Below are 25,076 nucleotides of genomic sequence, written 5' to 3' on the forward strand. Positions count from 1 at the left end.
TATCTTTAGGTCCATGAATAGCAAACACATTGGTCTTTTTCTAGGCCCTCTAGCATTTTTATTATTATTAATACTTCCTTTCGAATTGGTCTCTGAAAAAGGCGACGCCGTTATCGCAGTTGCGGTATGGATGTTGATTTGGTGGATTACCGAAGCAGTTTCCATTTCGGTGACGGCATTGTTACCTCTATTGTTGCTGCCTATTCTCAAAATATTGCCTATTGCAGAAGTGGGAGCAAATTATGGTAGTCCAATTGTCTTTCTTTTCTTTGGTGGATTTGTAATGGCTTTGGCGTTGGAAAAAGTCAACCTGCACAAACGTATCGCGCTGAACATTATTCGTCTAACAGGGACAACACCCAATAAGGTTATTTTAGGTTTTATGATAGCCACTGCTTCATTGAGCATGTGGATCAGCAATACCGCAAGTACGGTTGTGATGCTTCCCATAGCACTTTCAGTAATTAATTTGTTGATTAATGATGAAGATGGTTTTACCAAAAATGATAAGAATTTTGCGTTAAGTGTGATGCTAGGTATAGCCTTCTCTGCAAATGCCGGAGGTATAGCCACTGTTATCGGAACTCCTCCCAATTCTGTTTTGATTGGACTATTGGAAAATGAATATAATATTGAGATTTCATTTTTAAAATGGATGACTCTCGGACTTCCTTTCTCTATCATCATGGTGGCAATTTGTTACCTGGTATTGGTAAAGTGGATGTTCCCAAACAGGGATTTGAAGTTTAATGCTTCCAAAGAGGTAATCGAAACCGAATTAAAGAAATTGGGACGTACTTCGGGAAAAGAAAAATTGGTGCTTACAATTTTTGGCGTCACAGTTTTCTTGTGGATTTTCAGAACCTTAATCAATGCGATTTTCCCTCAGCTTGGACTTACGGATACCATGATCAGTATTTTCGCAGCGATTTCCCTATTTGCTATCCCATACAACTTAAAGAAAGGGGATTTCATCATAAAATGGCAAGATACTTCAAAACTCGCATGGGGTATCTTAATTCTATTTGGTGGTGGACTTGCCCTTGCCAAAGGGATGTCTACCAGTGGAATTGTAGATATGGTAGCTGCGGCTATAGCGAATAGTGAAATCAGCATACTATTAACAGCTTCCTTGCTCATACTTTTAATGCTCTTTATGACCGAATTGATGAGCAATGTTGCCTTAGTCGCGGTGCTCGCACCAGTCGTAGCAGGTATTGCCATTGGACTCAACATTCCCTTACTTCATCTATTGATTCCGGTAACTATTGCAAGTAGTTGCGCTTTTATGTTACCCATGGCCACACCTCCCAATGCAATTGTATTTGCCAGTGGCTATGTCAAGATTGCCCAAATGGCACGAGTTGGAATCATTTTAAACCTTATTGCCGTAGGTCTGCTGATCTTGGTTTTCAACTTTGTGCTTCCCTTACTTTTTTAAAACATGAACCCCTCCGAATTGGAGGGGCTCAACAAACTAACTAACTCAAAAAAGTATGAAACTAACTCTATTGTATATACGGATCAAAACCCTCTGGTAGATATCCTGAAGTGTTAAATCCGAGTTCTATATGATCACATTCCTCCATATAGTTTATTGCCTTTAATGAAAATGAGCCGCTGTAAGGGTCAAAATTTTCTGGTAGATACGGTGCCGTATCAAACCCCAACTCCAAATCCTGATTTTCTTCGATAAATACCACTTTGTTTATATCGAACTCCTCCTTAGAAACCTCTGGCTTCATTGCACTTGCTGCAGCAACAAAAGCTACTCCCGCAAGCATACCAAGTTTAAAATTTCTATAATTCATAACCGCTTCGTTTTTAATTGTTATACAAAGGTAAAACCACATTATGTGAAGTTTATTACAATTAGTTTTTTGTTAACGTAGCCCAGAAATTAGGTGAAAAACAATGTTGATAATTCTAAGTTTGAATTATTGAAAACCCGGCGATTTTAGAAAGCAATCTTTGTAGGATTGTTAGTATTAAAACTGATTTATTGCCATTTACACTTGGTCGATTTTTGTGTTATTTTTTTGTTAATCGATTCCAAAAACAATCTAGCACCAACAAATTAACATTAAAGCAACAAAAAGCCCTCGATGGAGGGCTTTTCTAACTAACTAACTCAAAAATTTGTAAAATGAAAACTAAAACATCCTACCTAGTTTGCCCTTGCATGTGGGTCAAAACCTTCTGGGAGATACACTGAGGCATCAAACCCTAAATCTATATCTTCATCCTCCATATAATTAATGGAAGCTACTTCAATTGAACCTTCGTAAGGATCAAATCCTTCAGGAAGTAAATACTCGCTGTCAAGTCCTAAGTTAAGTTCAAAATCTTCCTCTATATATGGGATTGTATTCAAATCAATATATACTTCATAAGGGGAGAATCCTTCTGGCAAATAATCCTCGGTATTAAAACCTAAATCATTATTCTCTTCCTCGAAATAGTCAACCGAATGGACATCGACAATATCGGTGTACGCATCAAACCCTTCAGGTAAATATTCTGAGGTATTGAAATACGGGTTTAACTCAGTTTCGTTTTCGATGTATATAATGGAATTCAAATCAAAATAGGTTTCGTAGGGGTTGAAGCCCTCAGGAAGGTAATCGGAGGTATTAAAACCTAAGTCCTCCGTCGATTCTTCTTCCATGAATTCTATTTCATTTAAATTCAGTTCAAAGGATCCAGAATTATACATAGTGTATAACTTTGAAGTCGCATTTTTGGTCTCAGCATTGATTTGCAATACTGTGAAATTGTTTTCAAACGTACTTAAGGATTCCGTCTTGGTTTCTACAACAGGGACCTTCGTACTTTGTTGGTCGTTTGCTACAGCGGTACTACCTAAAAGTACGCAACTGTACATGATTAATAACTTGTTCATTTTGATTGAATTTTTTGATTGATGATGTATGCTTATAAGACTATCCAAATTCTAAATTGTTACAGATTTTTAGTTTTTTTAAGGAAAAACAAATTTCCGCTGAGCTCAACTATAGGTGGTCTTTCAACGGGAAGCACCAGTAAAATTAGATGCTCCCATTGGTTGATATCTTCCAGAAAAAAATTGAGAGTTAATATTTATTTAACAGTCTGTTTTTATGTTTTTTAGGTTCTTTGGTAGCTATTCGTTACATCAAACCGATATCAAATGATCAAAAATGTTCTTACCAAGATTTTCTTGGCTGTTTTTCTTATAGGCGCAGTTCAAACTTCGGACGCACAACTTTTTAAGAAGAAAAAGAAGAAGACCGAACAAAAAGCAGAAGACAAGTCAAAAAAAGGTGATATCAAACCTTATGAAAAAGTAATCACCAAAGAGGCAAAAACTGACGAAGGACTTTTTAAAGTTCACCAAGTAGAAGACAAACATTTTTATGAGATACCGGATTCCCTATTTAATAGGGAGATGTTGATGGTAAGTCGTATTTCCAAAACCGCAACAGGAATTGGTTTCGGTGGAGGTAAAATCAACACCCAAGTACTTCGTTGGGAAAAAAAGCCTAAAAAAGTATTGTTAAGGGTTGTTTCTTATGGTAACGTAGCTGCTGACTCTCTTCCCGTGCATGAAGCAGTTGTAAACTCGAATTTTGAACCGGTACTTTTTGCTTTTGACATAAAAGCATTCAATAAAAAAGATTCCCTTAATCCTGCCACAGTAATTGAAGTAGACCCCTTATTCAGTAAGGATGTAAAACCTTTGGGAATGCCTGAGAGTAGAAGGAAAAGCTATAAGGTAAGCCGACTGGATGGTGACCGCAGCTATATTGAATCCATTAAAAGTTATCCATTGAACATTGAAGCAAGGCATGTGAAAACCTATGCCGCAGGTGCTCCTCCAAGTAATCAAAGTTTAGGTTCTATCTCGATAGAAATCAATAATTCAATGATTCTACTGCCCAAAGAACCTATGAAGCGCCGTTACTTTGATGAACGAGTAGGTTGGTTTGCCCGAGGCCAGGTTGACTACGGATTGGACGCGCAAGAAAGTAAGACAGTGAGATATCTGGATCGCTGGAGACTAGAAGTAAAAGATGAGGATATTGAAAAATATAAGGCTGGAGAATTGGTTGAACCTAAGAAACCTATTATATATTATGTGGATCGTGCTACACCAAAAACATGGGTTCCATATATTAAACAAGGTATAGAAGACTGGCAAGTTGCTTTTGAAGCAGCAGGATTCAAAAATGCTATTCTAGCCAAAGATCCTCCTAGCAAAGAAGAAGATCATGAATGGTCTCCAGAAGACGTGAGATACTCCGTTGTTAGATACCTCGCCTCCCCGATTCCTAATGCCAACGGGCCCCATGTAAGTGATCCACGAAGTGGTGAAATCTTGGAATCTGACATCAACTGGTACCATAATGTAATGACCTTGCTTCGCAATTGGTTCTTTGTGCAGACAGCGGCCATTAATCCAGAAGCGCAAAGTGTGGCCTTTAAAGATGAAATTATGGGTAGGTTGATTCGTTTTGTATCAGCTCATGAAGTCGGGCACACCCTTGGACTTCCTCATAACATGGGAAGCAGTGTGGCATACCCGGTAGATTCATTACGCTCTGCCGCTTTTACACAAAAATATGGCACAGCACCATCCATTATGGATTATGCAAGATTTAACTATGTGGCACAGCCTGAAGATAAAGGTGTAGCGCTTATGCCCAATATCGGCATCTATGACAAGTATGCAATCCAATGGGGATATAAACCTATTCTAAATACAGCTGCCGAAGCTGAAAAACCAATCCTCAATGGTTGGATTAGGGCGCATGAAAATGACCCTAGATATAGATTTGGACACCAACAAGTTGGTGATATCCATGACCCAAGTTCACAAACAGAAGACCTTGGCGATGATGCTATAAAAGCAAGTTTATATGGTATTGCCAATCTAAAGCGTATTGTTCCCAACCTTGCCAAATGGACGACTGAAGATGGTAAGGACTATGACGATCTTGGAACTCTATATGGACAGGTGGTTTCCCAATTCCGAAGGTATATGGGCCATGTTTCCAATAATATAGGAGGTGTTTACGAATATTATAAAACCGCAGACCAAGAAGGTGCTGTTTATACGCATGTTGATAAAGAACACCAAAAAAACTGTATGGCTTTTATGCAGAATGAATTATTCGAAACTCCTGAATGGTTAATCGACCAAGAAATTTTTAACAAGATTGAGTATTCTGGATCCGTAGAGCGTATTCGTGCTATGCAAGTACGCTATCTGAACAATATTCTTCAACTTGGAAAAATGGCGCGAATCATTGAAAATGAAACCATAAATGGCCAAGATGCATATGGCTTATTAGAAATGATGCAAGATTTAAGAAGAGGTATTTGGTCCGAAACCCGCAGTGGCAAATCTATTGATACATACCGAAGGAATCTTCAAAAAGCTCATATAGATCGGTTGGAATATATTATGACAGCCAAAAATCAGGGTAAATTATCGGATTTTGGAGGATACCGGAAATCGACTATAGTAAATACCAGTCAGTCCGATATTCGTTCTGTGGCCAGGGCTGAGCTCAACAATTTGAAACGTGATATCCGAAGTGGACTCGGCCGAATCTCTGACACCATGAGTAGATACCACCTTCAAGATGCTTTGGAGCGCATCGATTTGATTTTGGATCCAAAATAATTCTTGAATCCAGGTAGTTTGATTTAAGATTTGGCCTTTTTTAGGTTAAACTGTGCATTTTGTCGATTATACCATACATTTTGACCAGTTCACATCCAAAAAAGGCCATTTCACAACATATGATGGTTAGGTGCACTTGCTTTCCCTATTTTAGTAATCCCAAATCCTAAAATCATGACCTACAAGATCAAAAGCTTTCTTTATTTCTTATGCTTTGCCATCGCCGCCTATATATATAATAACATTCAACAACAAGAGGAGAGGTTTCAAGACCAAGTAAGTTCCACTTCCTTAGTTGAAACTGATTTTGAGGATAGTGATGAGCTTGAGGACACCCAAGAAAACCTCGTCGAGGATTCGGAGTAGCGTTCAAAAATTCCCGTGTTAAATGCTTCATAAATAATGATATGGTTATTAAACCATAGGGCACAAGTATTGTCCTAAAACCAAATCATTAAAAATTAAACATATGAAGCAGTTAGTAACATTAATGGTCTTATTGACCACAATTGGGGTTGTGGCCCAAAAACACACTAAAGGAAGAAAAGGTCAAAAGATGGACATGACCATTGAGCAGTTAGCGACCTTGGAAACAAAAAAAATGACCTTGGTTCTTGATCTCACTAAGGCGCAACAGTCCAAGGTGATGGACATAAATTTGGAAAAGGCCGAGTATCGCAAAGCGAAATTCGCTGAAATCCAAGCAAAAAAGGAAAGTGGTGAATGGCAAAAACCCACTTCTGATGAGCGATTTGCATTTGAAAATGCACGATTGGACCGACAAATCGCACATCAGCAAAAAATGAAGGAAGTATTGAGCAAAGAACAATACCAAACCTGGAAAAAATTGAAATTGCGAAAAGGAATGAACGGCAAAAAGAAAATGCAGGAGAAGGGAAGAAGAGGATAGTGTTTTTTGTTGATTTTAGAAGCCGCGCCGGCCATGGACGCGGCTTCTTTTTTTAAGTAAACTTTCTGAATCTCCTCTAAACCATTTTAACATTTTAAGGCGTATATATTATAACACCCATAAGGGCTGTCTTAATCCTTAAATTGATTTAAAATGAAAGTAAACTATGTGATTTCGGCCCTAACCACTCTATTAACTATATTCTTTTGCCCAGCCCAAGATGAAGATCTTACAAATTGGGATGGGAGTGTTTTTGAACCTGGCGAACAGGTCTATGTTTTTGGTAATAATGTAAAACTTCGTAGTGCCCCAAAAATGGAATCCGAGGTATTGGAATTCCTAAAAATTGGGGAATGGGTCCAAATTATCGAGAAGACTGAATTTTCTTGGCCTTATAATGGTTACGATTCTCCTTTTTACAAAGTAAAGTACGATGATGTAACGGGTTATATACTTGGTGGATTATTATCCATCGAAAAGAAAAACCTGAACGCAATGGACTATTTTTTCACTTTCTCCAAGGAAGGCAATCGCGATTTTCTAAACATTAGAAATGTTGTCGGCGGGAAATATGTCGAACAAAAGATTCCATTGTCCCATACCAATGTCACCCTCCATACCATTGGCAATAGGGGCATTCCCAATCTTGATGGGATTTTATACGTGGACTATATCGCTGAGTCATGTGCCGTTGAGGCTGGTGGCATCTATCTTTTTGCCCACTCTAATGGGCTTACCAAGGTTGCTGAACTTTCTGAACTTTCTGATGCTGGAGCATTCTATAGATTAGAACGTTTTATATTCCCGGATGACCATGGAGGTATTCCTGGGAAAATTTTCTTCAAAAAAGAACAGGGTGAAAACCTTGATGAGTCTTCTCTTTGGACCAAGACTTTCGTAGAAACTCGACAATTAAGTTGGGTTGATGGTAAGTTGGTTCCGGATTATAATCAAAAAGTGCCAAATTAATAAAGTACGTCCTTCTATCTATTGGTAGAAGGACTTACATTTTCAATTATCGGTCATTTAGCCGATTTTATTTATTATCTCCTATTTTACCGATATTTGCAATTATCGGTTATTTTACCGATATTTGTTTCATGTTTGTAACAACAGCAATAATTACTGGTGATATCATCAATTCTCGAAAGGATAGCCCGGAGGCCTGGTTGCCCAATCTGAAGAAGGTGCTTAACGCCTACGGAAAGGAACCTCAACAGTGGGAAATCTATCGAGGAGATAGTTTTCAAATAGAAATACCTCCAGAAAACGCTTTGGAAGCGGCCATTCATATTAAGGCCTATCTAAAACAAAGTAAAGGCATCGATGTACGCATGGGAATAGGTTTAGGTGAAAAAGACTATAGCTCTGAAAAAATTACTGAGTCCAACGGTTCCGCCTTTGTATTTTCTGGGGAGTGCTTTGAGAACTTGAAAAAACAGACTTTGGCCATAAAATCCGATTCCGAAATATTCAATACCCAAATCAACCTTATGCTACAACTTGCCTCTTTATCAATGGACAATTGGTTGCCTGCCACCTCAAGGATCGTGAAGACCGCACTGGAACACCCAAAGGCGAATCAAAAAGAATTGGCTGCACTATTGGAAAAATCACAAAGTAACATTAGCGAAGCGTTGATACGCGCCGGATTTGATGAAGTCAAAAAAATGATTCAATTTTATACAACCCAACTCAAAACACTATGATATTATTTGCTCTAAAACTGATCTTAGCCCATTTTCTAGGTGATTTTGTATTTCAACCTGCGCATTGGGTGGAAGATAAATTGGAGAAAAGATGGAAATCCAAATACCTCTATTGGCACATTGGTGTGCATCTGCTGGCTCTACTTCTTCTATTGCAATTTCAACAGTTGGGTATTATTGCCATAATCATTGTTTCCCATTACCTAATTGATCTAGGAAAGCTTGCCTTCACCAATGAAAAAAATTACAGATGGCTCTTTGCACTAGATCAACTATTGCACCTAGGAGTACTATTTATAATCGTTTATTGGGTTACTCCGTTTGAAATTGATCTACCAACACTCTTTGGAGAAAAAAGTCTGTTATTTCTGACCTTCTTAGCCTTTGTAACCTATGTTTCAGGGATTATTATGCGAATGTTGTTAGCTCCCTATTTTGCAGAAGTAATCAAAGATGATACAACAGAAGGAGGTTCTCTAAAAAATGCAGGCAAATATATTGGGATGCTGGAACGCTTATTCGTTTTTGGATTTATTCTCTTGAATCAATGGGCAGCCATTGGGTTATTGATCACGGCCAAATCTGTGTTTCGGTTTGGTGACCTTAATAAAGGAAAAAACCGAAAGCTTACGGAATATGTCTTAATCGGCACGCTTTTAAGTTTCGGCCTGGCTATTTTGGCTGGAATGTTATACAATCATTTGTCCGAAATAGTACAATAAAAAAGCAGACCTAAAAGGTCTGCTCAGTTAATCCATAAAGCTTAATATCAAACTTCAACAGGTTGGTTCCAAATACCGGTTGCAGCAGTTTCCTTTATATAGTCAGAAAAGTCGATGGCTTTTCTTCCCAATACTTTTTCAATATCCTTGGTGATAACTTGGTTCGCTTCATTACCCAAAACCTCTGTGAAAAGGTAGTTGATCAACCACACGTAATCTCCAGGCACGCCATGTTCCTTCAACATTTGGGTATAAGCTGATAATCCAATAGGCGTAAAGGCAATCTTTCTGTTTGTTGCTTCAGCAATTTCAGAGATTACTTCCTTAAAAGTTAAAAATCGTGAACCTGTCAATTCGTAAATATTTCCATTGTGCTCGTCATTCAACAAAGCTTCGACTGCCACATCAGCGATATCATTCACATCAACATAAGGTACTTTTGCATCCGCCTGGGGCAAGGCCACAAAACCAGCTTGAATCGGTTCCAGAAAGAAACTTTCACTAAAATTTTGATTGAACCAACTTGCCCTTACAATGGTATAATCCAATCCACTGTTGATAACAACTTGTTCACATAGCTCTGCCTCTCGCTCTCCTTTTCCCGAAAGCAATACAACCTTTTGCACGTCTTGGCGTTTTGCTTCCTTGACCAATCCTTCAATTGCCTCCAAAGCTCCGGGCACCGCTAAATCAGGTTGAAAAGTAATATACACTTTCTCCATTCCCGCCAAGGCGGTTTCCCAAGTTGCCATATCATCCCAGTCAAAAGCTGGACTTGCACTTCTTGAACCAACGCGTACGCTATGGCCTTGGCTTTCTAATCTTTGAACGATCCTGCGTCCTGTTTTTCCAGTTCCTCCGATTACTAAAATGTTCTGTTTCATAATTGTTTGTGTTTTTGATATTTATTTTTATTTATTAATTCCTGCAATAATCATTAATGCAAATGCGACCGTAGAAGCGACCATTCTAATCGTATGAAATCGATTCCATGGGTTTTCAAACCTCTCCCGAAGCATCTTTAATTCGGCTCCGCTGCTTTGCAATAAATCGGTCTTATCCAAAACTTGGTTTAGTGGTACATTGCCCATAATGGTTGTTAGTATAATTCCCAAGAAGTAGATGCCCACAGCGGTTACGATTAACCAAAAATGCGTTGTAGAAATCCCTTTGTTGGTAAATATTGCCACCACACCTATAAAAAAGGACCCAATAAAAACGGCAAAGAACAAAGGGTTTTCGATACTCCGATTCATTTTTTGAAACGCCTGTAGATAACTTAGATCATCCAATTGTCCAATACCAGGGGTAACTGCGTTTCCCCATGTAAAGCAAAGTCCTGCAACCAAGCCAAAGCATAGTGTAACCGCGAAAAGTGTAAGATTGCTCATTGTGATTTCCATTATTGATAGCTGAGATTATTTGTGTGTTCCATTTAGTTTCAATCGGACCTTCACATACCAGTAGAACATTGCAACAAGCATAAATTCCATGGCAATCAACCAAAAGCCCAAGTCTGTAAAAAATGTATAGTAACTCCCTCCGTTGGGTATAATCAGAAAGGGCACGGTGATCAAGGCGTCAAGAGTGGCACTTGCAAGAAACAGTGTTTGGGCAAGTTTCCATCCATGGGTGTTGCAATCTCCTTTCCTATAATACAACCAAGACCCTGTCCAAACCAAGGGTATGACAACCGCGAATAAGATAGCATTGGCCTGTTGTTCCCTATCATCCATTAGTGGGAGGTAAAAGGATAGACTATATGCACTTACACCGAATATCCAAATCAATATTCCAATTCCGATTGCTCTAAATGTTTTCATGACTGTTCGTTTTTAATTACAAGGCAAAACTAGAAAAGCCTATTGCGGAGAAGTTGTTCGAAAAGAAGTAAGATTTGTTCGAAAAGGATAACTTTGAACCTATGGCTGTAGCATTAAAAAACAAACGTAGGTGGCGCATACTCCGATTTTATATTTTAGGTTGGACCTTGGCCTGTATTTTTCTAAGTATTGTAAGAGGTGTGGGAACACAGGAGTTGGGAGAACTTCAATTCAATTTTCCTGATAACTTGGTGATTTCCGTTATCCTTGGTCCCATATTGGGTTTAATATCAGGTACGGCTCAAATCTTGGTCGAAGAGCGTATCTATAAGTTCATGTCCATACAAAGACTGTTGCTTATACGGTTTCTGTATACCATCCTTTTTCTAGTATTAATGGTTTTTACCGCCTATAGTGTCTATCAATTGTTATTTGGCACATCATTGGGGATACTCGACTTTGCATTTGATCGCGGCAGTGGAGCCATATATTTTTATATGCTCTCGGTAGATTTGTTTTTGGCCGTTTTAAGGCAAGTCAACCTAATGTTAGGCGAAGGGAATTTGATGAAATTACTTTTGGGAAGATTTTACACTCCTCGGGAAGAGTCGAGGATTTTTATGTTTTTAGATCTTCAAGACAGTACAGCGTTGGCGGAAAGATTGGGGCATGTAACTTACAGTAAATTGGTTCAGGACTGTTTTAACGATCTAGGTATTGCCATCTCCAGCGATGCAGAAATATATCAGTACGTTGGTGATGAGGCCGTGTTAACCTGGCCACTAGAAGAGGGCATCCAAAGCCAAAACTTACTCAAGACTTTCTATAATTTTAAACAGCGATTAGAGAGAAAAAGAGCATATTATGAAAAACGGTACGATTGTCTTCCTTTTTTTAAAGCTGGTGTACATGCAGGGATTGTGACGGTTACAGAGGTTGGTAAATACAAAAAAGAAATTGCTTACCATGGGGATACCATCAATACGGCAGCTCGAATTCAAGGGCAGTGTAATGCATTAAAAAGTGACCTCTTACTTTCTGAAAAATTAAAGCAGCAATTAGATTCACCAAACTATAAATTCAAAGCCATGGGAAGTGTTCCCCTTAAGGGGAAAAAAGAAGCAGTGGCTATTTTTTCCGCCACTCAAAACTAGGTAAATCGCCTATCTTCTGATTTCGCTTGGTCTGAATCCGAATTTCTTGGCAAAGGCATTGGAAAAAGAACTCAAACTATCATAACCCACATGCCAAGCCGCTTCTTGAACAGTGGCTTCTTGACTACGGATAAGTTCATGTGCCTTGGTCATTCGTTCATTCTGAAGGTATTTGAAGACCGGAACACCAAAAAGTTCCTTAAAGTCTTTTTTGAGTTTGAAGGTGTTTAATCCAATCCGTCTTGAAAGTTCAGTTAGTGAGGGGGGAGTATCCAAATTGCTCAAAAGAATTTCTTTGGCTTCATACAGTTTTTCCCGCTCACTGTTTTTGATACCTCCCTCCTCCAAAGTAGATAACTGCCAGAAAAAATGGGATAGCAAAGCCGTAATCTGACTGCGAAAGAACATCATTTTTGCTTTACCTTCATAGGTGTTTTTAAAGATTCCATCAACAATATTTTCCATTTCAGGAGTCATGAAAAATCGAGGACCTTCCACATAATGATCAGAAGGCTGTACCAGTTTTTCCAATAATTCTGAGAAAAGTTCTCCTTCGTTGTTGGGCAACTTTTGTAAATTCTTAGGTGATGTGGCGATTACAATGCACTGTAATGGTTTGTTTGCAGAAACTGTATGGACGCATTCCACTTTCTCATCCGCATAAAAGGATAAGGCAAGGCCCTTGGTATGCTCATAATCATTTTGTTTGGCACCATATTTCATGGACAAGTGCACATCGCCCGACCCATATAGGGCAACGGCGATTACCGGTTCATCAAAATAGCATGAATCCGTAATAACCTTATCTGAATCCGCTACTTCGACCAAAATGGTGAAATCGTTAATGTCCAAAATATCCCGAGTCATACATTTCCCGTGTGCATCTTAAAATTACCCAATTTTGGGGCAATTCTCAACCCCCATTCCATAAAATCATCAAACATAAAAAAACCACCCCTAAGGGTGGCCTTCAACCAAACTAACCAACCGCTACATTACTTCAAAATAAAAGCATCGATAGTCTTAGCAATATTTTCCTCAGAACCTTCAAAATCTTCTGAAAAAAGGTGCGCATAAAGTGGTTTTCCTTCAACTTTAGTGTTCAGTTTTAAATCTTGTTTTTGCGCAAAGACATTATCCCATTTCGTTCGAACCTTGGCCCAAGTTGCCCCATGTTCTTTCCACCAGTTTTGAGCAGCCACACATCGGCTGTCATCCACTTTTTTATAGGTATTGTATCCCTTTTCTTCCGCTAAAATCACATCAGCAGTGTCTTCTTTTCTTATAATCTTTTTATTGTCCTGATCATGAACCCATCCTTCATTGTTAACCACATGTCTATTGTTTCTTAGTGTTACATTGTAATCACTTCTTTTGGTATATTCCCTTCTCGGTAGGGGAGCGTCGGTGGCATTTTCCCAATAACTTGAACCATTTTCATGCATCCATGTAGCAGACCCTTCATATCGTGGACTATCATCGACCTGATATACTTTTTGAGTCCATTGGCCTTTTACATCCTCCTTTGAAAGTGCAGCGTAAGTCCAAATATTATCCGCATTATAGGTGTACATATCCGTATTCTCAAATAACCAATCCTGCCTCCAGTGTTTAATTACTCGAGGTGAATCCGGTTTACCAACAATTAGAAGGTGCTGCATGGCAATCTTGTCCTTATTTTCAGATACCAACTGTACCCATTCCAATGCCTTGTCATGTTTTACTTTGGAAGGCTCATAGTTTTCATCGTCGGAATATTCGAAGGTTTCGGCAAAGTTGAAGCCTACCTCATAACAGCCGCACATGCTCTTAATGGCATTTTGATCTTGCTTCTTCTTACTCTGCGCATTAACGCTAAAGACCAATGCTAGGCTCAATACGGTGAAAAGTGTTGTGTGTTTCATTTCAGTGTTGCTTTTTGGAATTAAAATTAAAAATTTAATGTTATTCTTATTTAGATTGAATTAAAATAAATATATATTTGCTGCAAATCTAAAATAGAATGAGTCTAAATAAAAATAATATTCCATTTATTTTTTTCCTCCTAATTACCATTGGTGTTAAAGCCCAAGAAAGACCGAGCATTCAAAAAGATTCCATTTTAGTTGAAAACCTTGACGAAGTTGTAGTTACCGCAACGCGCACTATCAGACAGTTATCCTCCCTACCTCTACCTGTGACTTTGATTCCCAAAAAGCAATTGGAACAGACTGGTGTTACACGTTTGAATGAAATACTGAACGAGCAGACCGGAATTATCATGACTCCAGATGCCACCATTGGTGGTGGTGAGGGGGTACAAATCCAAGGTATTGCCTCCGATTATATCCTTGTACTTATCGATGGTGTTCCTGTGGTAGGGCGCAGCTCAGGAAACTTGGACCTTAGCCGTTTTGCCGTTGGCAACATCAAACAAATTGAAGTGGTTAAAGGACCTTCTTCCAGTCTTTTTGGCTCAGAGGCCTTGGGGGGAGTTATCAACATTATCACCGAAAAGCCAGTTTCAGAAAAAGTAGCGGGACAAATATCCCATCGTGTTGCCTCCTTTAACAATCAAAATACCAACTTCAGCTTAAATCAAAGACTGAACAAGCTTGGCTATTCATTTTTTGCTGATCGATTGAGCTCTGACGGGTACGACCTGTCCCCAAATCAAGAAGGTAACACAGTCAATCCTTTTTTCAATTACACTTTCAACGGACGTGTGTTCTATGATTTTTCAGAAACTTTGGATGTTTATGCATCAGGACGACATTTCTTTCAAGAATTCGATGTTTCGCCAAGTACTAGTGAAGAAAAGGACACCAACTTACAACTAAGGATCAACCATGATGCTTCAAAAAAAACCAACCTACAATATGAATTCTATTATACCAACTATGTCACAAATGAACGTGCTGTTGATCCAATAGATAACGAACTACTCATCGAAAACGACTTCGACCAGAAACTCTTTAGGCCCGAAATTCGGTTTAACCATATAATCAAAGAGGGCAATATCATTTCCTTAGGTGGCGGATATAATTTTGAAAGTTTAGATCGCTCTCTTTTTGCCGAAACAGTATCCTTTGATTCGCAATATGTGTTCGCCCAATATGATTTTAAACCATGGGAAAAGCTTAATATAATTGCAGGTGCACGTTTCGATAACCATAGCGAGTATAACTCACAATTGAGTCCTAAAATTTCCGCTCGTTATCAACTCTCCGAAAACCTAGCTATTAAAGCTTCCGTCGGAAGCGGTTTCAAAGCCCCTGACTTTAGACAGCTCTATCTTGACTTTACCAATGCAGCGGGGGGCGGATATTCCGTTTTTGGAAAGGAAGTTGAAGCTGCGGGAATAGAACGACTCCAAAACAACCGAGAAATAGCAACCCTTCAGGTAAACGATTCGGAATTGGGAGAACAATTGGACGCCGAAAGCTCCATTGGTTACAATCTTGGGTTTACATATAAAAAAGGAAAGCTAACCGCTGACCTCAATTTTTTTAGAAACGACTTTAAAAATCTAATTGATACAAGAATCCTAGCCGCCAAGACCAATGGTCAAAATGTATTTGGCTATATCAATAGGGAAAGTGTTTATACACAAGGTTTGGAAATCGATATGAAGTACAGCCCATCTAACCTACTTAGTTTTTCTGTGGGATACCAACTACTGTTTGCGTATGACAAAGACAAATTGGATGACATTTCCAATGGGGAAGTCTTTGCTCGAGATCCTGAAACTTTAGCGACCATTCAGCTTGAAAAATCAGACTACATCGGATTGGAAAATCGTTCAAGACACACCTTGAATTTTAAAACCTTTTATGAAATCCCAAGATGGAAAGCCAACGCCAATCTAAGAATCACTTATCGAGGTAGGTTTGGCCTTACCGACCGCAATGGCAATGGGTTATTGGATGATTTCGACAACTCCTTTGTGGATGGTTATGCGCTTGTAAACCTTACCATTGGGAAAACATTTTTAAAACATTATCAATTGCAACTGGGCGCCAATAACCTTTTGAACTTCAAGGGAAGTAATCCATTGGCTGCCCAGGATAGTCAATTGCTCATCAATCCTGGAATTCAACTGTTCACAAAACTCAATATTCAATTTTAATATATACATACTTATGAAAACCAATTTTAAACTTTTTAGCCTTTTGTTCGTATTGATCGCTTTTGCAAGCTGCAGTGATGATGATGGTCCAAATCTCGTTCCTGTCGAAAGCAAAACGGCGTCCAACATTGCCGCACCCCAAACTGGAGGCCAAGGTCAGCCGGTGGGAGGAGTTTTTACCAAATTCAATTTTGCTACTGGACAAGTAACCACAAGTGAAACTGAATGGGACCTTGCTTTTAGAGGAACAACCGTGGCTGTAAATGGAGGCGTAGTGACGGGAACTGCCGAAGAGCCAAGTCGAAGTGGAAATGGAGGAGCTTCAGTTCAGTCCGGAACTTTTGCCAGTATTACAGATGCCGACGGACTCACTTTTACTCAAGATGCTGATGGTGCATTTGCCATTCCCTCAGGAAGCGACAATGGATGGTACAACTATAATTTTATGACCAATATCGTATCTGCAATTCCTGGGAAAGTGTTCGTAATCCGCACACATGATGGAAAATATGCCAAGGTGGAGTTCTTGAGTTATTATGAAGATGCGCCCGCCAACCCTGACCCGAATACCGATGCTTCGCGCTTCTATACCTTCAATTATGTGTACAACCCGAATGCAGGTGAAACCACTTTGACTCAATAAGATGAAAGCAAATATTTTATTTATTATCCTTAGACTCATTTTGGGTGGCATGATGGTCTATGGTGGAATCCAAAAATTCCAAAAACCCATTCCTTCACCCGTTGAAGTATTGGAAAAGGCAGAAAAATTCAAATCTCCTGAAAAGGAAAGTACTCTTCAGAAGATTTTGTATATCAGTGGTGCGAAACAGACAGGATACTTTTGGCAGGTTTTAGGAATAGCAGAACTGCTCTTTGGGTTGCTTATACTATTGCAAGGAACCGGCTTTGTTGGAGCAGTATTCTTACTGCCCATTACCCTGCACATCTTTTTGTTTCATGTTTTTCTTGAAGCTGATGAAATGGGAGAGCTATTACAAACCGGGGGGCTTTTTGCCATCAATATAATTTTGGTGCTGAAAGAACATAAAAAATGGAAACACTTGCTTTGGATCAAACCGATTTGATCTGGTTGAGTTAGTTTGTTTTTGTTTGTTTTTGTTAAAGACGGGGCCAAGGCCCCGTCTTCTATTCCCATTCTTCATTTCAGCTTTCGCTCTCCTTCTGCAATGGTAACATCGTTGATACTCGCATACCGTTTTTTCATCAAGCCTTTGGCATCAAATTCCCAGTTCTCATTACCATAGGCACGAAACCAGTCGCCGTTTGCAGTTTGGTATTCATACTCAAATCGTACGGCAATGCGGTCATCTCCATGGGCCCAATATTCCTTTTTCAATTTGTAATTCAACTCGTTTTGCCATTTGTCTTCCAAAAACGACTGAATTTCCTTCCTTCCATTAACAAATTGTGAGCGATTTCGCCACTCACTATCCACCGTATACGCCTTGGATACTTTAACAGGGTCTTGGCTGTTCCAAGCATCTTCAGCCATTTGAATTTTCTGTCTGGCCGTCTCTAAAGTAAAGGGAGGTACCGGCAATTTTATTTCGTCTTTTCCCATGATGTTTATGATTGTTTGTGATTTGGATTGAGTCGTGAAAAAGTTAAAAACACTACCCGCAGCATCATGAAAAAACAATGCTACGGGCAGCGAACCTAATTATTGAATTTTGTTCTTCTTCAGGAAATTGTCGATATAGTTTGCTATTTCATCTCCCTTTTCTTCCAATGCGAAATGACCTGTATTCAACAAATGAAATTCCACATTATTTAAATCCTTCTTATATGGATGCGCTCCAGAAGGAGGGAAAATGTAATCGTTCTTTCCCCAGACAATCAAAGTTGGTATCTGATGTTCGCGAAACAACTTTTGCCATCCAGGATACTTATCCACATTAGTGCGGTAATCATAGAACATGGCCAACTGAATCTCATTATTCTCAGGTCTGGTCAAGTGTTGCAAATCGTGATTCCAGTTATCTGGACTTACTTTGGTGCTATCTTGTACTCCATGTAGATATTGCCACTTTAACCCTTCAATTTGATGGAAAGCCTGTAAAGGCTCCTTATTAGCTTGGGAATTATTGGCCCAAAGTTTACGTAGTGGGTTCCAAAAGTCTGTCAAACCTTCCTTATACGCATTCCCATTCTGAACAATAAATGCCTCTACCCTTTCCGGGTGTTTTTCAAAGATTCTATACCCTACCGGTGCACCATAATCCATCAAGTAGAGGCTATAGCGATCCACCTTAAGTTGTACCAAAAGATCATCAATAATGTCTGCAAAATTGTCGAACGAATATTCAAACTCGGCCATTGGCGGTTGTGAGCTACGACCGTAACCAGGATAATCCGGTGCAATCAAATGATAGTCTTGGGATAAATCCTTCATTAAGTTTCGGAACATATGTGATGAAGTGGGGTAGCCATGCAATAAAAGTAGCGTGGGGGCATCTTTAGGACCTGCCTCCCGATAAAAAATATCCAATCCCGAAATCTTTGCGGTGTGGTAGGTAGTTGGATAATCTTGTTGTGCTTCGGACTTTCTTTTATTTTGTCCGTTAAGGTTCGAGGCGAATACCAACGCCAAAGTAAATAGTGTTACAATTGTTTTTCTAGTTTTCATTGTTTTAAAATTTAATTGTTGTTATATTTTTTACCGAACGTTCGGTAATTTTAATGTTCAAATTTTTTTATACTATATATCGTTTTCTAATGTGGTGCATGGCTTGCTGAAACGGTTCTATACTGCCCATTGCTTTGGAAAGGACCAAACTTCCCTGCACCTCCACAAAACTTTGCTTTGCCATATCCAAACCAACCGTTTCGCTATGTCCAACAGCTTGACCCAAAGCATTGAATGAATCCAACCATTGGTTAATTCCCTTCTCAATCTTTTCACCAAAAAGTGTCATTCCTGTGTCCATGGAAAGTGAACGATACAAACATACCTCCCGCCCTTCGTTATAGACAATATTGATATTGGTCAAAGCCTCCTCCAAACGTTTGGCTGGAGCAACTTGGTCATCCGATAATACTTTATAGACCTTTTCATCGATCCAGGATTCCATAAAGTCGAGCACGGCAGTGGTCATTTCCTTTTTCCCTCCAGGAAAGCGATGATACAAACTGGCTTTTTTAAGCCCTGTTGCTTCCGCCAACTCATTTAAGCTGGCCCCATCATATCCCTTGGAACGAAACACGGACATCAATCCGTTTAAAATTTCCTGATCTGATACTTTTGCCATTCTCATGGGGCAAATGTAAAAAGAATTTCAATTTTACCAAACGTTCGGTAAAATTTTAACAATTATTTTTAAATTACTTCTGCCAAACAAAAGGCTCATAATAATTTTAACTATCTTGTAATCAACAAACTCCCCCTATTTTTTTATAAAGTGTTAGGTGCATTTCCTTCATGCAAGGATTAGCCACGCAATTTTCTAACCGCAAAAAATAGCGCAATGAATCATTACAAAAGTCTGTACAAATGGATGATCATTCCCATGATCTTTATGCAATTCGGTATTTTCAGGGACTATTGGGGGGATTTTACCCAAAATGGCTGGGCTGTACACGTGCATTATTGGACAGGCACCATTTGGTATCTCTACTTGATTATACAACCATATTATTCTACCCACGGTCAATTGGAAAAACACAGAACCAATGGTATCATCGGTATGTTTTTGGCTGGTGGTGTCTGTATCACAGCTTTTAGTATGCTATTCAGAGACATTACCAATGCCAACGATTCTGCTCAATTTAGAGATAATTTTGGGCCTTTTGAGCCATGGTTCTTTATTGGTGTTGCAGCCGTAGAAATTGTTATGATCTTGGCCTTTGGTTATGCAGTCATCATGAGCATTGTAAAACGAAAAAGCCTAGAGGACCACGCCTGGTGGTTAATTACTACGGTGTTTTTGATTATGATGCCCGCTTTGGGACGAGGAATTCAAAACGTTTATGTTTTAATCCACCTTGAAGAATGGCCTGTCATCAATATCATGACCCCAGTCTATTTTACACAAGCCCTGATTATTGGAATGGTCATTTTGGCCGCTTGGAAATATAAAAAACTAAAACACCCAGCCACTTATTTGGCTGTGCTAGTAAATATTTATACCTGCTTTTTGGAACCTCTAGGTCGTTCTCCAGCAGTGGAAGCTTTTTTGCGAGCTGTAATTAAGGATTAAAGGAACCTATTTTAAGTTTATTTTCGAGGTATAGTTTCCCCCTCTTCCTGAAATAACTATTTTTCGGATTTTAATTTAAAAGGTGAAACCTCCCAAACATATTCTATCCACCATTGTAATTGCGCAGTTTTTGTGCACATCACTTTGGTTTGCAGGAAATGGGGTACTTACAAGCCTTATCGCAACGCTTGAAGTAGGTACAAGTTTGGGCAATATCACAGCAGCAGTGCAATTTGGGTTTATCATAGGCACTTTGCTCTTTGCCATGCTTACATTAACAGATCGTTTTTCACCTTCCAAAGTATTTTTATGGTGTGCCATTTTGGGGGCGTTAAGTAATTTAGCCTTGGTTTGGGGTGGCGCTGGGACCACACATATATTTCTTTCCCGTTTTTTTACTGGGTTCTTTTTGGCCGGCATCTATCCCGTAGGGATGAAAATAGCTGCTGATTATTTTGATAAAGGTTTAGGAAAGTCTTTGGGGTATTTAGTTGGCGCCTTGGTGATTGGTACTGCGTTACCTCATTTTTTAAAATGGGCCTCCGCCGTTTTTCCCTGGCAATATGTGATTTATGCTACTTCTTCCCTTGCGATCTTAGGCGGATTCCTTATGGTTGCTTTAGTTCCTGATGGTCCTTTTCGCAAACCGAGTCAGAACTTAAACCTGACCGCTTGTTTTTCCATTTTCAAAAAGAAGGATTTTAGAGCTGCGGCCTTCGGATACTTTGGACATATGTGGGAGCTCTATACCTTTTGGGCCTTTGTACCAGTTCTGATAGCTATTTATATGGAATTACACGGAATTAACCTATTTCGGGTTTCGTTTTGGTCGTTTTGGATTATAGCCATAGGCGGATTGGCATGCGTGATTGGCGGATACATATCACTTCGCAAAGGTGTCAAAACAACGGCAACTACGGCCATATTCTTGTCAGGAATCTGTTGTTTGATTTCTCCTTTGGCACTTCTTTATGCTTCCCTACCCGTTTTTATTTTATTCCTTTTGTTTTGGGGGATGGTAGTGATAATGGATTCACCATTGTTCTCTACCCTGGTGGCACAAAATGCACCCGTAGAAATAAAAGGTACAGCATTGACCATTGTGAACTGTATAGGTTTTGCCATTACCATTGTAAGTCTTCAGGTAATTGGAGCTCTTCAAACCTACATTCCGTACCAATATCTGTTTATGATATTAGCCATTGGTCCTCTTTTCGGGTTATTGAGTTTGCGAAGAAAATAAAATCTACTTAGGTACCGATTAGAAAATTGTTTTAACGGCCTCGATGGTCTTATCCAAATCAGTATAGCTTAGTGCATCATTCAAAAAATAGCTTTCAAATGCTGATGGTGGTAAATAAACCCCCTGCTCCAACATTCCGTGGAAGTATTTTTTAAAGGTATCATTATTCCCATTGGCTGAAGAAGCAAAGTCTACCACAGGTTCATCGCAAAAATGAACCGAAATCATGCTTCCATAGCGATTGATTTGATGTGTTACCCCCTTTTCAGTCAATACTTCAGCAATACCTTTGTGTAAGTATTCCGTTTTTTGAGCCAAACTAGCAAACACCTCAGGGTTGTTGTTTAATTCCGTGAGCATGGCAAGTCCTGCACTCATGGCCAAAGGATTTCCACTCAAGGTCCCCGCTTGGTATACCGGTCCTTCTGGTGCTAAATGCGCCATGATTTCAGCTCTTGCAGCAAAGGCCCCTACAGGAAGTCCCCCTCCAATTACTTTTCCAAACATGACAATATCCGCATCAATGCCCAAAGCTTCTTGTGCGCCTCCTTTACCCAAACGGAATCCGGTCATCACCTCATCAAATAACAAAAGAATGTTTTCCTGGGTGCAGACATCCCGTAAACCTTGAATAAATTCATCCGTTGGGATGATACAACCCATATTTCCAGCAACAGGTTCCAGAATCAAGGCTGCAATCTCACCTTTGTTGGCTTCCACCAAAGCTTTTACACTTTCCAGGTCGTTGTAATTCGCTAGTAGGGTGTCTTTTGCAGTTCCTTGGGTCACTCCAGGACTATTAGGACTTCCAAAGGTTACTGCGCCACTCCCAGCTTGAATCAAAAATGAATCCGAATGACCGTGGTAGCATCCTGCAAATTTGATGATCTTATCTTTCCCTGTATATCCACGGGCTAATCGCACCGCACTCATACAGGCTTCGGTACCACTATTTACAAAACGAATCTTGTCGATATTCGGTACCATGGAAACAGCCAATTGGGCCAGTTCAGTTTCAATCTCAGTAGGCATTCCAAAGGATGTCCCCTTTTTGGCCTTCTCCACTACCGCATTGATTACAGGTTCGTGTGCGTGCCCCAAAATTAGTGGCCCCCAGGAAGCAATGTAATCGATGAGTTGGTTACCATCCTCATCATATAAATACGCTCCTTTGGCTTCTTTGACAAAAATAGGGTCACCTCCTACGGCTTTGAACGCCCGCACAGGGGAATTTACCCCTCCGGGAATATACTTTTTAGCCTCGGCGAACAAGGCGCTGCTTCTTTGGTAGATCATTTGGATTTTTCTTTCCGGATATTGAGCACTTGCCCAATGGAAATAGTGTTATTGTTTAGGTTATTGATTTGTTTGATTTCATCCACCGAAATGGCATATTTCCGGGAAATAGCATATAAGGTTTCTCCTTGTTCAACTACATGGGTAAATACTTCATATTTTTTAGGAGCACGAACGGTTTCCAATCCACCACGGACCACTTCTTCATCATATTGGTCCAGGTTGTACCTTTCAATCAGAGCGATTAACTTTTGGGGATATTTACGGTCCGTAGCATAGCCAGCTTGACGTAAACCATAGGCCCATTTTTTATAATCATTCCTTCGGTAATTAAACAGAAACTTATATCGTGATCGCGACGACAAGAAAATACTGTGATCTCTGAACGAATACATGGGGTGGTTGTACTTTCGGAAGCACTCTCCTTTAGCATCATCATCATGAAAATCGAATTCTCCATCCCATCCTGTGTGACATTTTATCCCAAAATGATTATTGGTTTTTCGGGTGAGTTCTCCTTTGCCCGAACCACTTTCCAAAATGCCCTGCGCCAACGTAATGCTGGCAGGAATGCCAAAGGCACGCATCTCATACTTGGCCATTTCAGCAAAGGTTTCTATGTATTCTTGGGTATTGGCAATAGGAAACTTCACGAAACGCCCTGGGTTTACAGGAAGTGGATACAATTCAGAATCTTTGGGTCCATCTTTAGGAAGTCCCGAATTGGGGTTTCGGTCTTTTTTTACTTCGACAACGGGTTTGGGCTGACTAGCCACCGTCCTTTTTTTGGATTTACAACTCGAAACTAGTGCAACGAGCAACAAAACATATCCTAATCTCCTGATCATACGTCCAACAACGGTAAATTTCTTTTCTTCAATGCAAGGTTCATACCTTTTATACCTTGCAGCCCTCCAGTATGGATGGCCAAAATTTGGGTTCCTTTTTTAAAGGCATCTTTTTTTATCAAGTCAAAAATACCAAAAACCATTTTTCCAGTATAAATTGGATCTAAAGGAATCCCAGTTTCTTTTCTAAAAGTGTTGATGAAATGAATCAAATCTGCATCGACCTTGGCATAACCTCCAAAATGGTAATCGGAAACGAGTTCCCAATTGTCGTTTCGAGCAAATTTACGGATATCTTCAGTTAAGAAATCTCCTTTAAGGGCCGGAAACCCCCAAATAGTTTGATGTGGTTTTGCCGAATTGATTAGCCCTAGAATAGTCCCTCCAGTTCCCACGGCACTGCAGATAAAATCAAAATTTGAATCCGTTTCCATCAAGATTTCCATGCAACCTTTTACCGCAAACGCATTGGTTCCTCCTTCAGGAACTATGTAGCATTTTCCAACCACATTTTGCAGTCCTTCTAAAAATATCTTGTCGTTTTTCCTTCGATAATCACTTCGAGAAACAAATTGGAACTCCATTCCATGTTCATGCGCAAGGTTCAGGGTAGGATTATCGTGCCAATTATCCTTTAATTCTTCCCCCCGAATAACACCAATGGTTTTAAAACCTTTTTCTTTTCCAGCATAAGCTGTTGCCACAATATGATTTGAAAAGGCACCCCCAAAGGTGAGCAAGGTATTATGACCCAACTTTTGCGCTTCGAGTAAGTTGTATTTGAGTTTTCGGTATTTGTTCCCAGAAATGTGTGGGTGAATAGTATCTTCTCTTTTGAGGCAAAGGGTCACCCCTTTTTCTTCGAGAATAGGTAAATCTATTTTCTGATTAGAAACAAGCAAGTGGTTTGATTAACGCGTCAAATAGTCCAAAAATCCGAAGGACTTTCTACGTGCAAGATACTCTTTATCATCCTCATTGGCATAAGCCTCGCGCTCAAAACTAATGTTTTGATAGGCTCTGTAACTATCCAAATACATGAGGGTCCGCAATAACCATTCTCCCATATACAGGATATAAAATGGAATAATCAACAATTCGCGTTGTTGTTTTAGATGGATGCGTTCATGGTTAATGAGCACTTCATCATTTTTAAGGGTATCCTCTTTTAGAAAGATAAATGGCCATAGGGAAAGGCCAACATAGTTTTTATAGAAGAAATGTTTAAAAACCAATATCATGCTTTATCTATAATAGGTTTCCTACAAAGATAACCTTCAAGGTAGCAGAAAATTCGAATGATCCGATAATAACATTAACAATCTCGGTGAACTACTTAACATTTGGGTTTTGGGTGCTTTTCATCGGAATACCG

General features: G+C 39.5%; 27 protein-coding genes. 13 read left to right on the forward strand and 14 right to left on the reverse strand.

Annotated features, from left to right (window positions below):
• The first annotated feature begins 13 nt into the window (after nucleotides 1–13).
• Nucleotides 14–1,441, forward strand: a complete 1,428-nt coding sequence (locus ACOKFG_RS00125; protein ID WP_298791720.1) for a DASS family sodium-coupled anion symporter — start codon at nucleotides 14–16, stop codon at nucleotides 1,439–1,441.
• Nucleotides 1,442–1,508: 67 nt separating this feature from the next.
• On the opposite strand, the gene ACOKFG_RS00130 is transcribed toward ACOKFG_RS00125, so the two are convergent.
• Both ACOKFG_RS00130 and ACOKFG_RS00135 read right to left on the reverse strand, forming a co-directional pair.
• A complete protein-coding gene (locus tag ACOKFG_RS00130) occupies nucleotides 1,509–1,811 on the reverse strand; it encodes a hypothetical protein (protein ID WP_298791722.1) in 303 nt (100 codons plus the stop codon).
• Between the two features lie 356 nt (nucleotides 1,812–2,167).
• On the reverse strand, nucleotides 2,168–2,902 hold the full coding sequence (locus ACOKFG_RS00135; protein WP_298791724.1) for a hypothetical protein: 735 nt from the start codon (nucleotides 2,900–2,902) through the stop codon (nucleotides 2,168–2,170).
• Between the two features lie 267 nt (nucleotides 2,903–3,169).
• On the opposite strand from ACOKFG_RS00135, the gene ACOKFG_RS00140 reads away from it, so the two are divergent.
• The 6 genes from ACOKFG_RS00140 to ACOKFG_RS00165 all read left to right on the forward strand — a co-directional run bounded on the left by ACOKFG_RS00140 (nucleotide 3,170) and on the right by ACOKFG_RS00165 (nucleotide 9,009).
• The gene (locus tag ACOKFG_RS00140; protein WP_422861640.1) at nucleotides 3,170–5,668 is read left to right on the forward strand and encodes a zinc-dependent metalloprotease; all 2,499 of its coding nucleotides are present in this window, start codon (nucleotides 3,170–3,172) and stop codon (nucleotides 5,666–5,668) included.
• Nucleotides 5,669–5,842: 174 nt separating this feature from the next.
• Nucleotides 5,843–6,034 (forward strand): hypothetical protein, encoded by a 192-nt coding sequence (locus tag ACOKFG_RS00145; protein WP_299487774.1) that lies wholly within the window; start codon nucleotides 5,843–5,845, stop codon nucleotides 6,032–6,034.
• Nucleotides 6,035–6,137: 103 nt separating this feature from the next.
• Entirely contained in the window at nucleotides 6,138–6,578 is a 441-nt protein-coding gene (locus ACOKFG_RS00150) for a hypothetical protein (RefSeq protein ID WP_298791731.1), read from the forward strand.
• Nucleotides 6,579–6,731: 153 nt separating this feature from the next.
• Nucleotides 6,732–7,547: an SH3 domain-containing protein gene (locus ACOKFG_RS00155; RefSeq protein ID WP_299487772.1), complete on the forward strand. Its 816-nt coding sequence runs from the start codon at nucleotides 6,732–6,734 to the stop codon at nucleotides 7,545–7,547.
• A 131-nt stretch (nucleotides 7,548–7,678) separates the two neighbouring features.
• Nucleotides 7,679–8,287 carry a transcriptional regulator gene (locus ACOKFG_RS00160; protein WP_422861641.1) on the forward strand — a complete coding sequence of 203 codons (609 nt, stop codon included), beginning with the start codon at nucleotides 7,679–7,681 and terminating at the stop codon, nucleotides 8,285–8,287.
• Nucleotides 8,284–9,009 (forward strand): DUF3307 domain-containing protein, encoded by a 726-nt coding sequence (locus tag ACOKFG_RS00165; protein WP_422861642.1) that lies wholly within the window; start codon nucleotides 8,284–8,286, stop codon nucleotides 9,007–9,009. The genes ACOKFG_RS00160 and ACOKFG_RS00165 overlap by 4 nt, the downstream gene beginning before the upstream one ends.
• A gap of 47 nt (nucleotides 9,010–9,056) precedes the next feature.
• Here ACOKFG_RS00165 and ACOKFG_RS00170 read toward each other — a convergent pair whose 3' ends face one another.
• From ACOKFG_RS00170 to ACOKFG_RS00180, 3 genes are read right to left on the reverse strand one after another with little or no spacing between them, the layout of a single operon-like run.
• Nucleotides 9,057–9,893: an SDR family oxidoreductase gene (locus ACOKFG_RS00170; protein WP_422861643.1), complete on the reverse strand. Its 837-nt coding sequence runs from the start codon at nucleotides 9,891–9,893 to the stop codon at nucleotides 9,057–9,059.
• Nucleotides 9,894–9,920: 27 nt separating this feature from the next.
• On the reverse strand, nucleotides 9,921–10,400 hold the full coding sequence (locus tag ACOKFG_RS00175) for a DUF1772 domain-containing protein (RefSeq protein ID WP_299170209.1): 480 nt from the start codon (nucleotides 10,398–10,400) through the stop codon (nucleotides 9,921–9,923).
• 27 nt (nucleotides 10,401–10,427) lie between these two features.
• On the reverse strand, nucleotides 10,428–10,832 hold the full coding sequence (locus ACOKFG_RS00180) for a DUF5367 family protein (protein ID WP_299170211.1): 405 nt from the start codon (nucleotides 10,830–10,832) through the stop codon (nucleotides 10,428–10,430).
• Nucleotides 10,833–10,933: 101 nt separating this feature from the next.
• Here ACOKFG_RS00180 and ACOKFG_RS00185 point away from each other — a divergent pair, with 101 nt between their 5' ends.
• Nucleotides 10,934–11,986: an adenylate/guanylate cyclase domain-containing protein gene (locus ACOKFG_RS00185; RefSeq protein ID WP_422861644.1), complete on the forward strand. Its 1,053-nt coding sequence runs from the start codon at nucleotides 10,934–10,936 to the stop codon at nucleotides 11,984–11,986.
• A 9-nt stretch (nucleotides 11,987–11,995) separates the two neighbouring features.
• Here the strand turns inward: ACOKFG_RS00185 and ACOKFG_RS00190 are convergent, their stop codons facing one another.
• Entirely contained in the window at nucleotides 11,996–12,853 is an 858-nt protein-coding gene (locus tag ACOKFG_RS00190) for a helix-turn-helix domain-containing protein (RefSeq protein WP_299170215.1), read from the reverse strand.
• A 128-nt stretch (nucleotides 12,854–12,981) separates the two neighbouring features.
• Nucleotides 12,982–13,890, reverse strand: a complete 909-nt coding sequence (locus tag ACOKFG_RS00195) for a DUF6607 family protein (RefSeq protein ID WP_298791746.1) — start codon at nucleotides 13,888–13,890, stop codon at nucleotides 12,982–12,984.
• Between the two features lie 98 nt (nucleotides 13,891–13,988).
• On the opposite strand from ACOKFG_RS00195, the gene ACOKFG_RS00200 reads away from it, so the two are divergent.
• The 3 genes from ACOKFG_RS00200 to ACOKFG_RS00210 are packed head-to-tail and all read left to right on the forward strand — an operon-like array spanning nucleotide 13,989 to nucleotide 17,182.
• The gene (locus ACOKFG_RS00200; protein ID WP_422861645.1) at nucleotides 13,989–16,094 is read left to right on the forward strand and encodes a TonB-dependent receptor plug domain-containing protein; all 2,106 of its coding nucleotides are present in this window, start codon (nucleotides 13,989–13,991) and stop codon (nucleotides 16,092–16,094) included.
• Nucleotides 16,095–16,107: 13 nt separating this feature from the next.
• The gene (locus tag ACOKFG_RS00205) at nucleotides 16,108–16,737 is read left to right on the forward strand and encodes an HmuY family protein (RefSeq protein WP_298791750.1); all 630 of its coding nucleotides are present in this window, start codon (nucleotides 16,108–16,110) and stop codon (nucleotides 16,735–16,737) included.
• A 1-nt stretch (nucleotide 16,738) separates the two neighbouring features.
• Nucleotides 16,739–17,182 carry a DoxX family membrane protein gene (locus ACOKFG_RS00210; RefSeq protein WP_298791752.1) on the forward strand — a complete coding sequence of 148 codons (444 nt, stop codon included), beginning with the start codon at nucleotides 16,739–16,741 and terminating at the stop codon, nucleotides 17,180–17,182.
• 74 nt (nucleotides 17,183–17,256) lie between these two features.
• Here ACOKFG_RS00210 and ACOKFG_RS00215 read toward each other — a convergent pair whose 3' ends face one another.
• From ACOKFG_RS00215 to ACOKFG_RS00225, 3 genes are all read right to left on the reverse strand, one after another.
• A complete protein-coding gene (locus ACOKFG_RS00215; RefSeq protein WP_298791754.1) occupies nucleotides 17,257–17,679 on the reverse strand; it encodes a nuclear transport factor 2 family protein in 423 nt (140 codons plus the stop codon).
• A 99-nt stretch (nucleotides 17,680–17,778) separates the two neighbouring features.
• Nucleotides 17,779–18,744 (reverse strand): alpha/beta fold hydrolase, encoded by a 966-nt coding sequence (locus tag ACOKFG_RS00220; RefSeq protein WP_299487756.1) that lies wholly within the window; start codon nucleotides 18,742–18,744, stop codon nucleotides 17,779–17,781.
• A 67-nt stretch (nucleotides 18,745–18,811) separates the two neighbouring features.
• Nucleotides 18,812–19,366: a TetR/AcrR family transcriptional regulator gene (locus ACOKFG_RS00225; protein WP_299487754.1), complete on the reverse strand. Its 555-nt coding sequence runs from the start codon at nucleotides 19,364–19,366 to the stop codon at nucleotides 18,812–18,814.
• A 216-nt stretch (nucleotides 19,367–19,582) separates the two neighbouring features.
• Here ACOKFG_RS00225 and ACOKFG_RS00230 point away from each other — a divergent pair, with 216 nt between their 5' ends.
• Entirely contained in the window at nucleotides 19,583–20,314 is a 732-nt protein-coding gene (locus tag ACOKFG_RS00230; RefSeq protein ID WP_299487752.1) for a hypothetical protein, read from the forward strand.
• 82 nt (nucleotides 20,315–20,396) lie between these two features.
• Nucleotides 20,397–21,557, forward strand: coding sequence for an MFS transporter (locus tag ACOKFG_RS00235; RefSeq protein WP_422861646.1), 1,161 nt, complete (start codon nucleotides 20,397–20,399; stop codon nucleotides 21,555–21,557).
• Between the two features lie 18 nt (nucleotides 21,558–21,575).
• On the opposite strand, the gene hemL is transcribed toward ACOKFG_RS00235, so the two are convergent.
• The 4 genes from hemL to ACOKFG_RS00255 are packed head-to-tail and all read right to left on the reverse strand — an operon-like array spanning nucleotide 21,576 to nucleotide 24,942.
• The gene (gene hemL / locus ACOKFG_RS00240; RefSeq protein WP_422861647.1) at nucleotides 21,576–22,853 is read right to left on the reverse strand and encodes a glutamate-1-semialdehyde 2,1-aminomutase; all 1,278 of its coding nucleotides are present in this window, start codon (nucleotides 22,851–22,853) and stop codon (nucleotides 21,576–21,578) included.
• Nucleotides 22,850–23,701 carry a glucosaminidase domain-containing protein gene (locus tag ACOKFG_RS00245; RefSeq protein WP_422861648.1) on the reverse strand — a complete coding sequence of 284 codons (852 nt, stop codon included), beginning with the start codon at nucleotides 23,699–23,701 and terminating at the stop codon, nucleotides 22,850–22,852. The genes hemL and ACOKFG_RS00245 overlap by 4 nt, the downstream gene beginning before the upstream one ends.
• A complete protein-coding gene (locus ACOKFG_RS00250) occupies nucleotides 23,698–24,603 on the reverse strand; it encodes a 1-aminocyclopropane-1-carboxylate deaminase/D-cysteine desulfhydrase (RefSeq protein ID WP_422861649.1) in 906 nt (301 codons plus the stop codon). Before ACOKFG_RS00250 ends, ACOKFG_RS00245 begins: the two co-directional genes overlap by 4 nt.
• A gap of 9 nt (nucleotides 24,604–24,612) precedes the next feature.
• Nucleotides 24,613–24,942, reverse strand: coding sequence for a hypothetical protein (locus tag ACOKFG_RS00255; protein ID WP_298791770.1), 330 nt, complete (start codon nucleotides 24,940–24,942; stop codon nucleotides 24,613–24,615).
• Nucleotides 24,943–25,076 lie beyond the last annotated feature (134 nt).

Origin of the sequence: Flagellimonas rhodophyticola, assembly GCF_049332665.1 — a bacterium.
Classification (GTDB): domain Bacteria; phylum Bacteroidota; class Bacteroidia; order Flavobacteriales; family Flavobacteriaceae; genus Flagellimonas.

Excerpts from the sequence above, each read along its gene's own strand:
- ACOKFG_RS00125 (WP_298791720.1), top strand. The coding sequence starts at position 14 with ATGAATAGCAAACACATTGGTCTTTTTCTAGGCCCTCTAGCATTTTTA.
- ACOKFG_RS00130 (WP_298791722.1), bottom strand. The coding sequence starts at position 1,811 with ATGAATTATAGAAATTTTAAACTTGGTATGCTTGCGGGAGTAGCTTTT.
- ACOKFG_RS00135 (WP_298791724.1), bottom strand. The coding sequence starts at position 2,902 with ATGAACAAGTTATTAATCATGTACAGTTGCGTACTTTTAGGTAGTACC.
- ACOKFG_RS00140 (WP_422861640.1), top strand. The coding sequence starts at position 3,170 with ATGATCAAAAATGTTCTTACCAAGATTTTCTTGGCTGTTTTTCTTATA.
- ACOKFG_RS00145 (WP_299487774.1), top strand. The coding sequence starts at position 5,843 with ATGACCTACAAGATCAAAAGCTTTCTTTATTTCTTATGCTTTGCCATC.
- ACOKFG_RS00150 (WP_298791731.1), top strand. The coding sequence starts at position 6,138 with ATGAAGCAGTTAGTAACATTAATGGTCTTATTGACCACAATTGGGGTT.
- ACOKFG_RS00155 (WP_299487772.1), top strand. The coding sequence starts at position 6,732 with ATGAAAGTAAACTATGTGATTTCGGCCCTAACCACTCTATTAACTATA.
- ACOKFG_RS00160 (WP_422861641.1), top strand. The coding sequence starts at position 7,679 with ATGTTTGTAACAACAGCAATAATTACTGGTGATATCATCAATTCTCGA.
- ACOKFG_RS00165 (WP_422861642.1), top strand. The coding sequence starts at position 8,284 with ATGATATTATTTGCTCTAAAACTGATCTTAGCCCATTTTCTAGGTGAT.
- ACOKFG_RS00170 (WP_422861643.1), bottom strand. The coding sequence starts at position 9,893 with ATGAAACAGAACATTTTAGTAATCGGAGGAACTGGAAAAACAGGACGC.
- ACOKFG_RS00175 (WP_299170209.1), bottom strand. The coding sequence starts at position 10,400 with ATGAGCAATCTTACACTTTTCGCGGTTACACTATGCTTTGGCTTGGTT.
- ACOKFG_RS00180 (WP_299170211.1), bottom strand. The coding sequence starts at position 10,832 with ATGAAAACATTTAGAGCAATCGGAATTGGAATATTGATTTGGATATTC.
- ACOKFG_RS00185 (WP_422861644.1), top strand. The coding sequence starts at position 10,934 with ATGGCTGTAGCATTAAAAAACAAACGTAGGTGGCGCATACTCCGATTT.
- ACOKFG_RS00190 (WP_299170215.1), bottom strand. The coding sequence starts at position 12,853 with ATGACTCGGGATATTTTGGACATTAACGATTTCACCATTTTGGTCGAA.
- ACOKFG_RS00195 (WP_298791746.1), bottom strand. The coding sequence starts at position 13,890 with ATGAAACACACAACACTTTTCACCGTATTGAGCCTAGCATTGGTCTTT.
- ACOKFG_RS00200 (WP_422861645.1), top strand. The coding sequence starts at position 13,989 with ATGAGTCTAAATAAAAATAATATTCCATTTATTTTTTTCCTCCTAATT.
- ACOKFG_RS00205 (WP_298791750.1), top strand. The coding sequence starts at position 16,108 with ATGAAAACCAATTTTAAACTTTTTAGCCTTTTGTTCGTATTGATCGCT.
- ACOKFG_RS00210 (WP_298791752.1), top strand. The coding sequence starts at position 16,739 with ATGAAAGCAAATATTTTATTTATTATCCTTAGACTCATTTTGGGTGGC.
- ACOKFG_RS00215 (WP_298791754.1), bottom strand. The coding sequence starts at position 17,679 with ATGGGAAAAGACGAAATAAAATTGCCGGTACCTCCCTTTACTTTAGAG.
- ACOKFG_RS00220 (WP_299487756.1), bottom strand. The coding sequence starts at position 18,744 with ATGAAAACTAGAAAAACAATTGTAACACTATTTACTTTGGCGTTGGTA.
- ACOKFG_RS00225 (WP_299487754.1), bottom strand. The coding sequence starts at position 19,366 with ATGGCAAAAGTATCAGATCAGGAAATTTTAAACGGATTGATGTCCGTG.
- ACOKFG_RS00230 (WP_299487752.1), top strand. The coding sequence starts at position 19,583 with ATGAATCATTACAAAAGTCTGTACAAATGGATGATCATTCCCATGATC.
- hemL (WP_422861647.1), bottom strand. The coding sequence starts at position 22,853 with ATGATCTACCAAAGAAGCAGCGCCTTGTTCGCCGAGGCTAAAAAGTAT.
- ACOKFG_RS00245 (WP_422861648.1), bottom strand. The coding sequence starts at position 23,701 with ATGATCAGGAGATTAGGATATGTTTTGTTGCTCGTTGCACTAGTTTCG.
- ACOKFG_RS00255 (WP_298791770.1), bottom strand. The coding sequence starts at position 24,942 with ATGATATTGGTTTTTAAACATTTCTTCTATAAAAACTATGTTGGCCTT.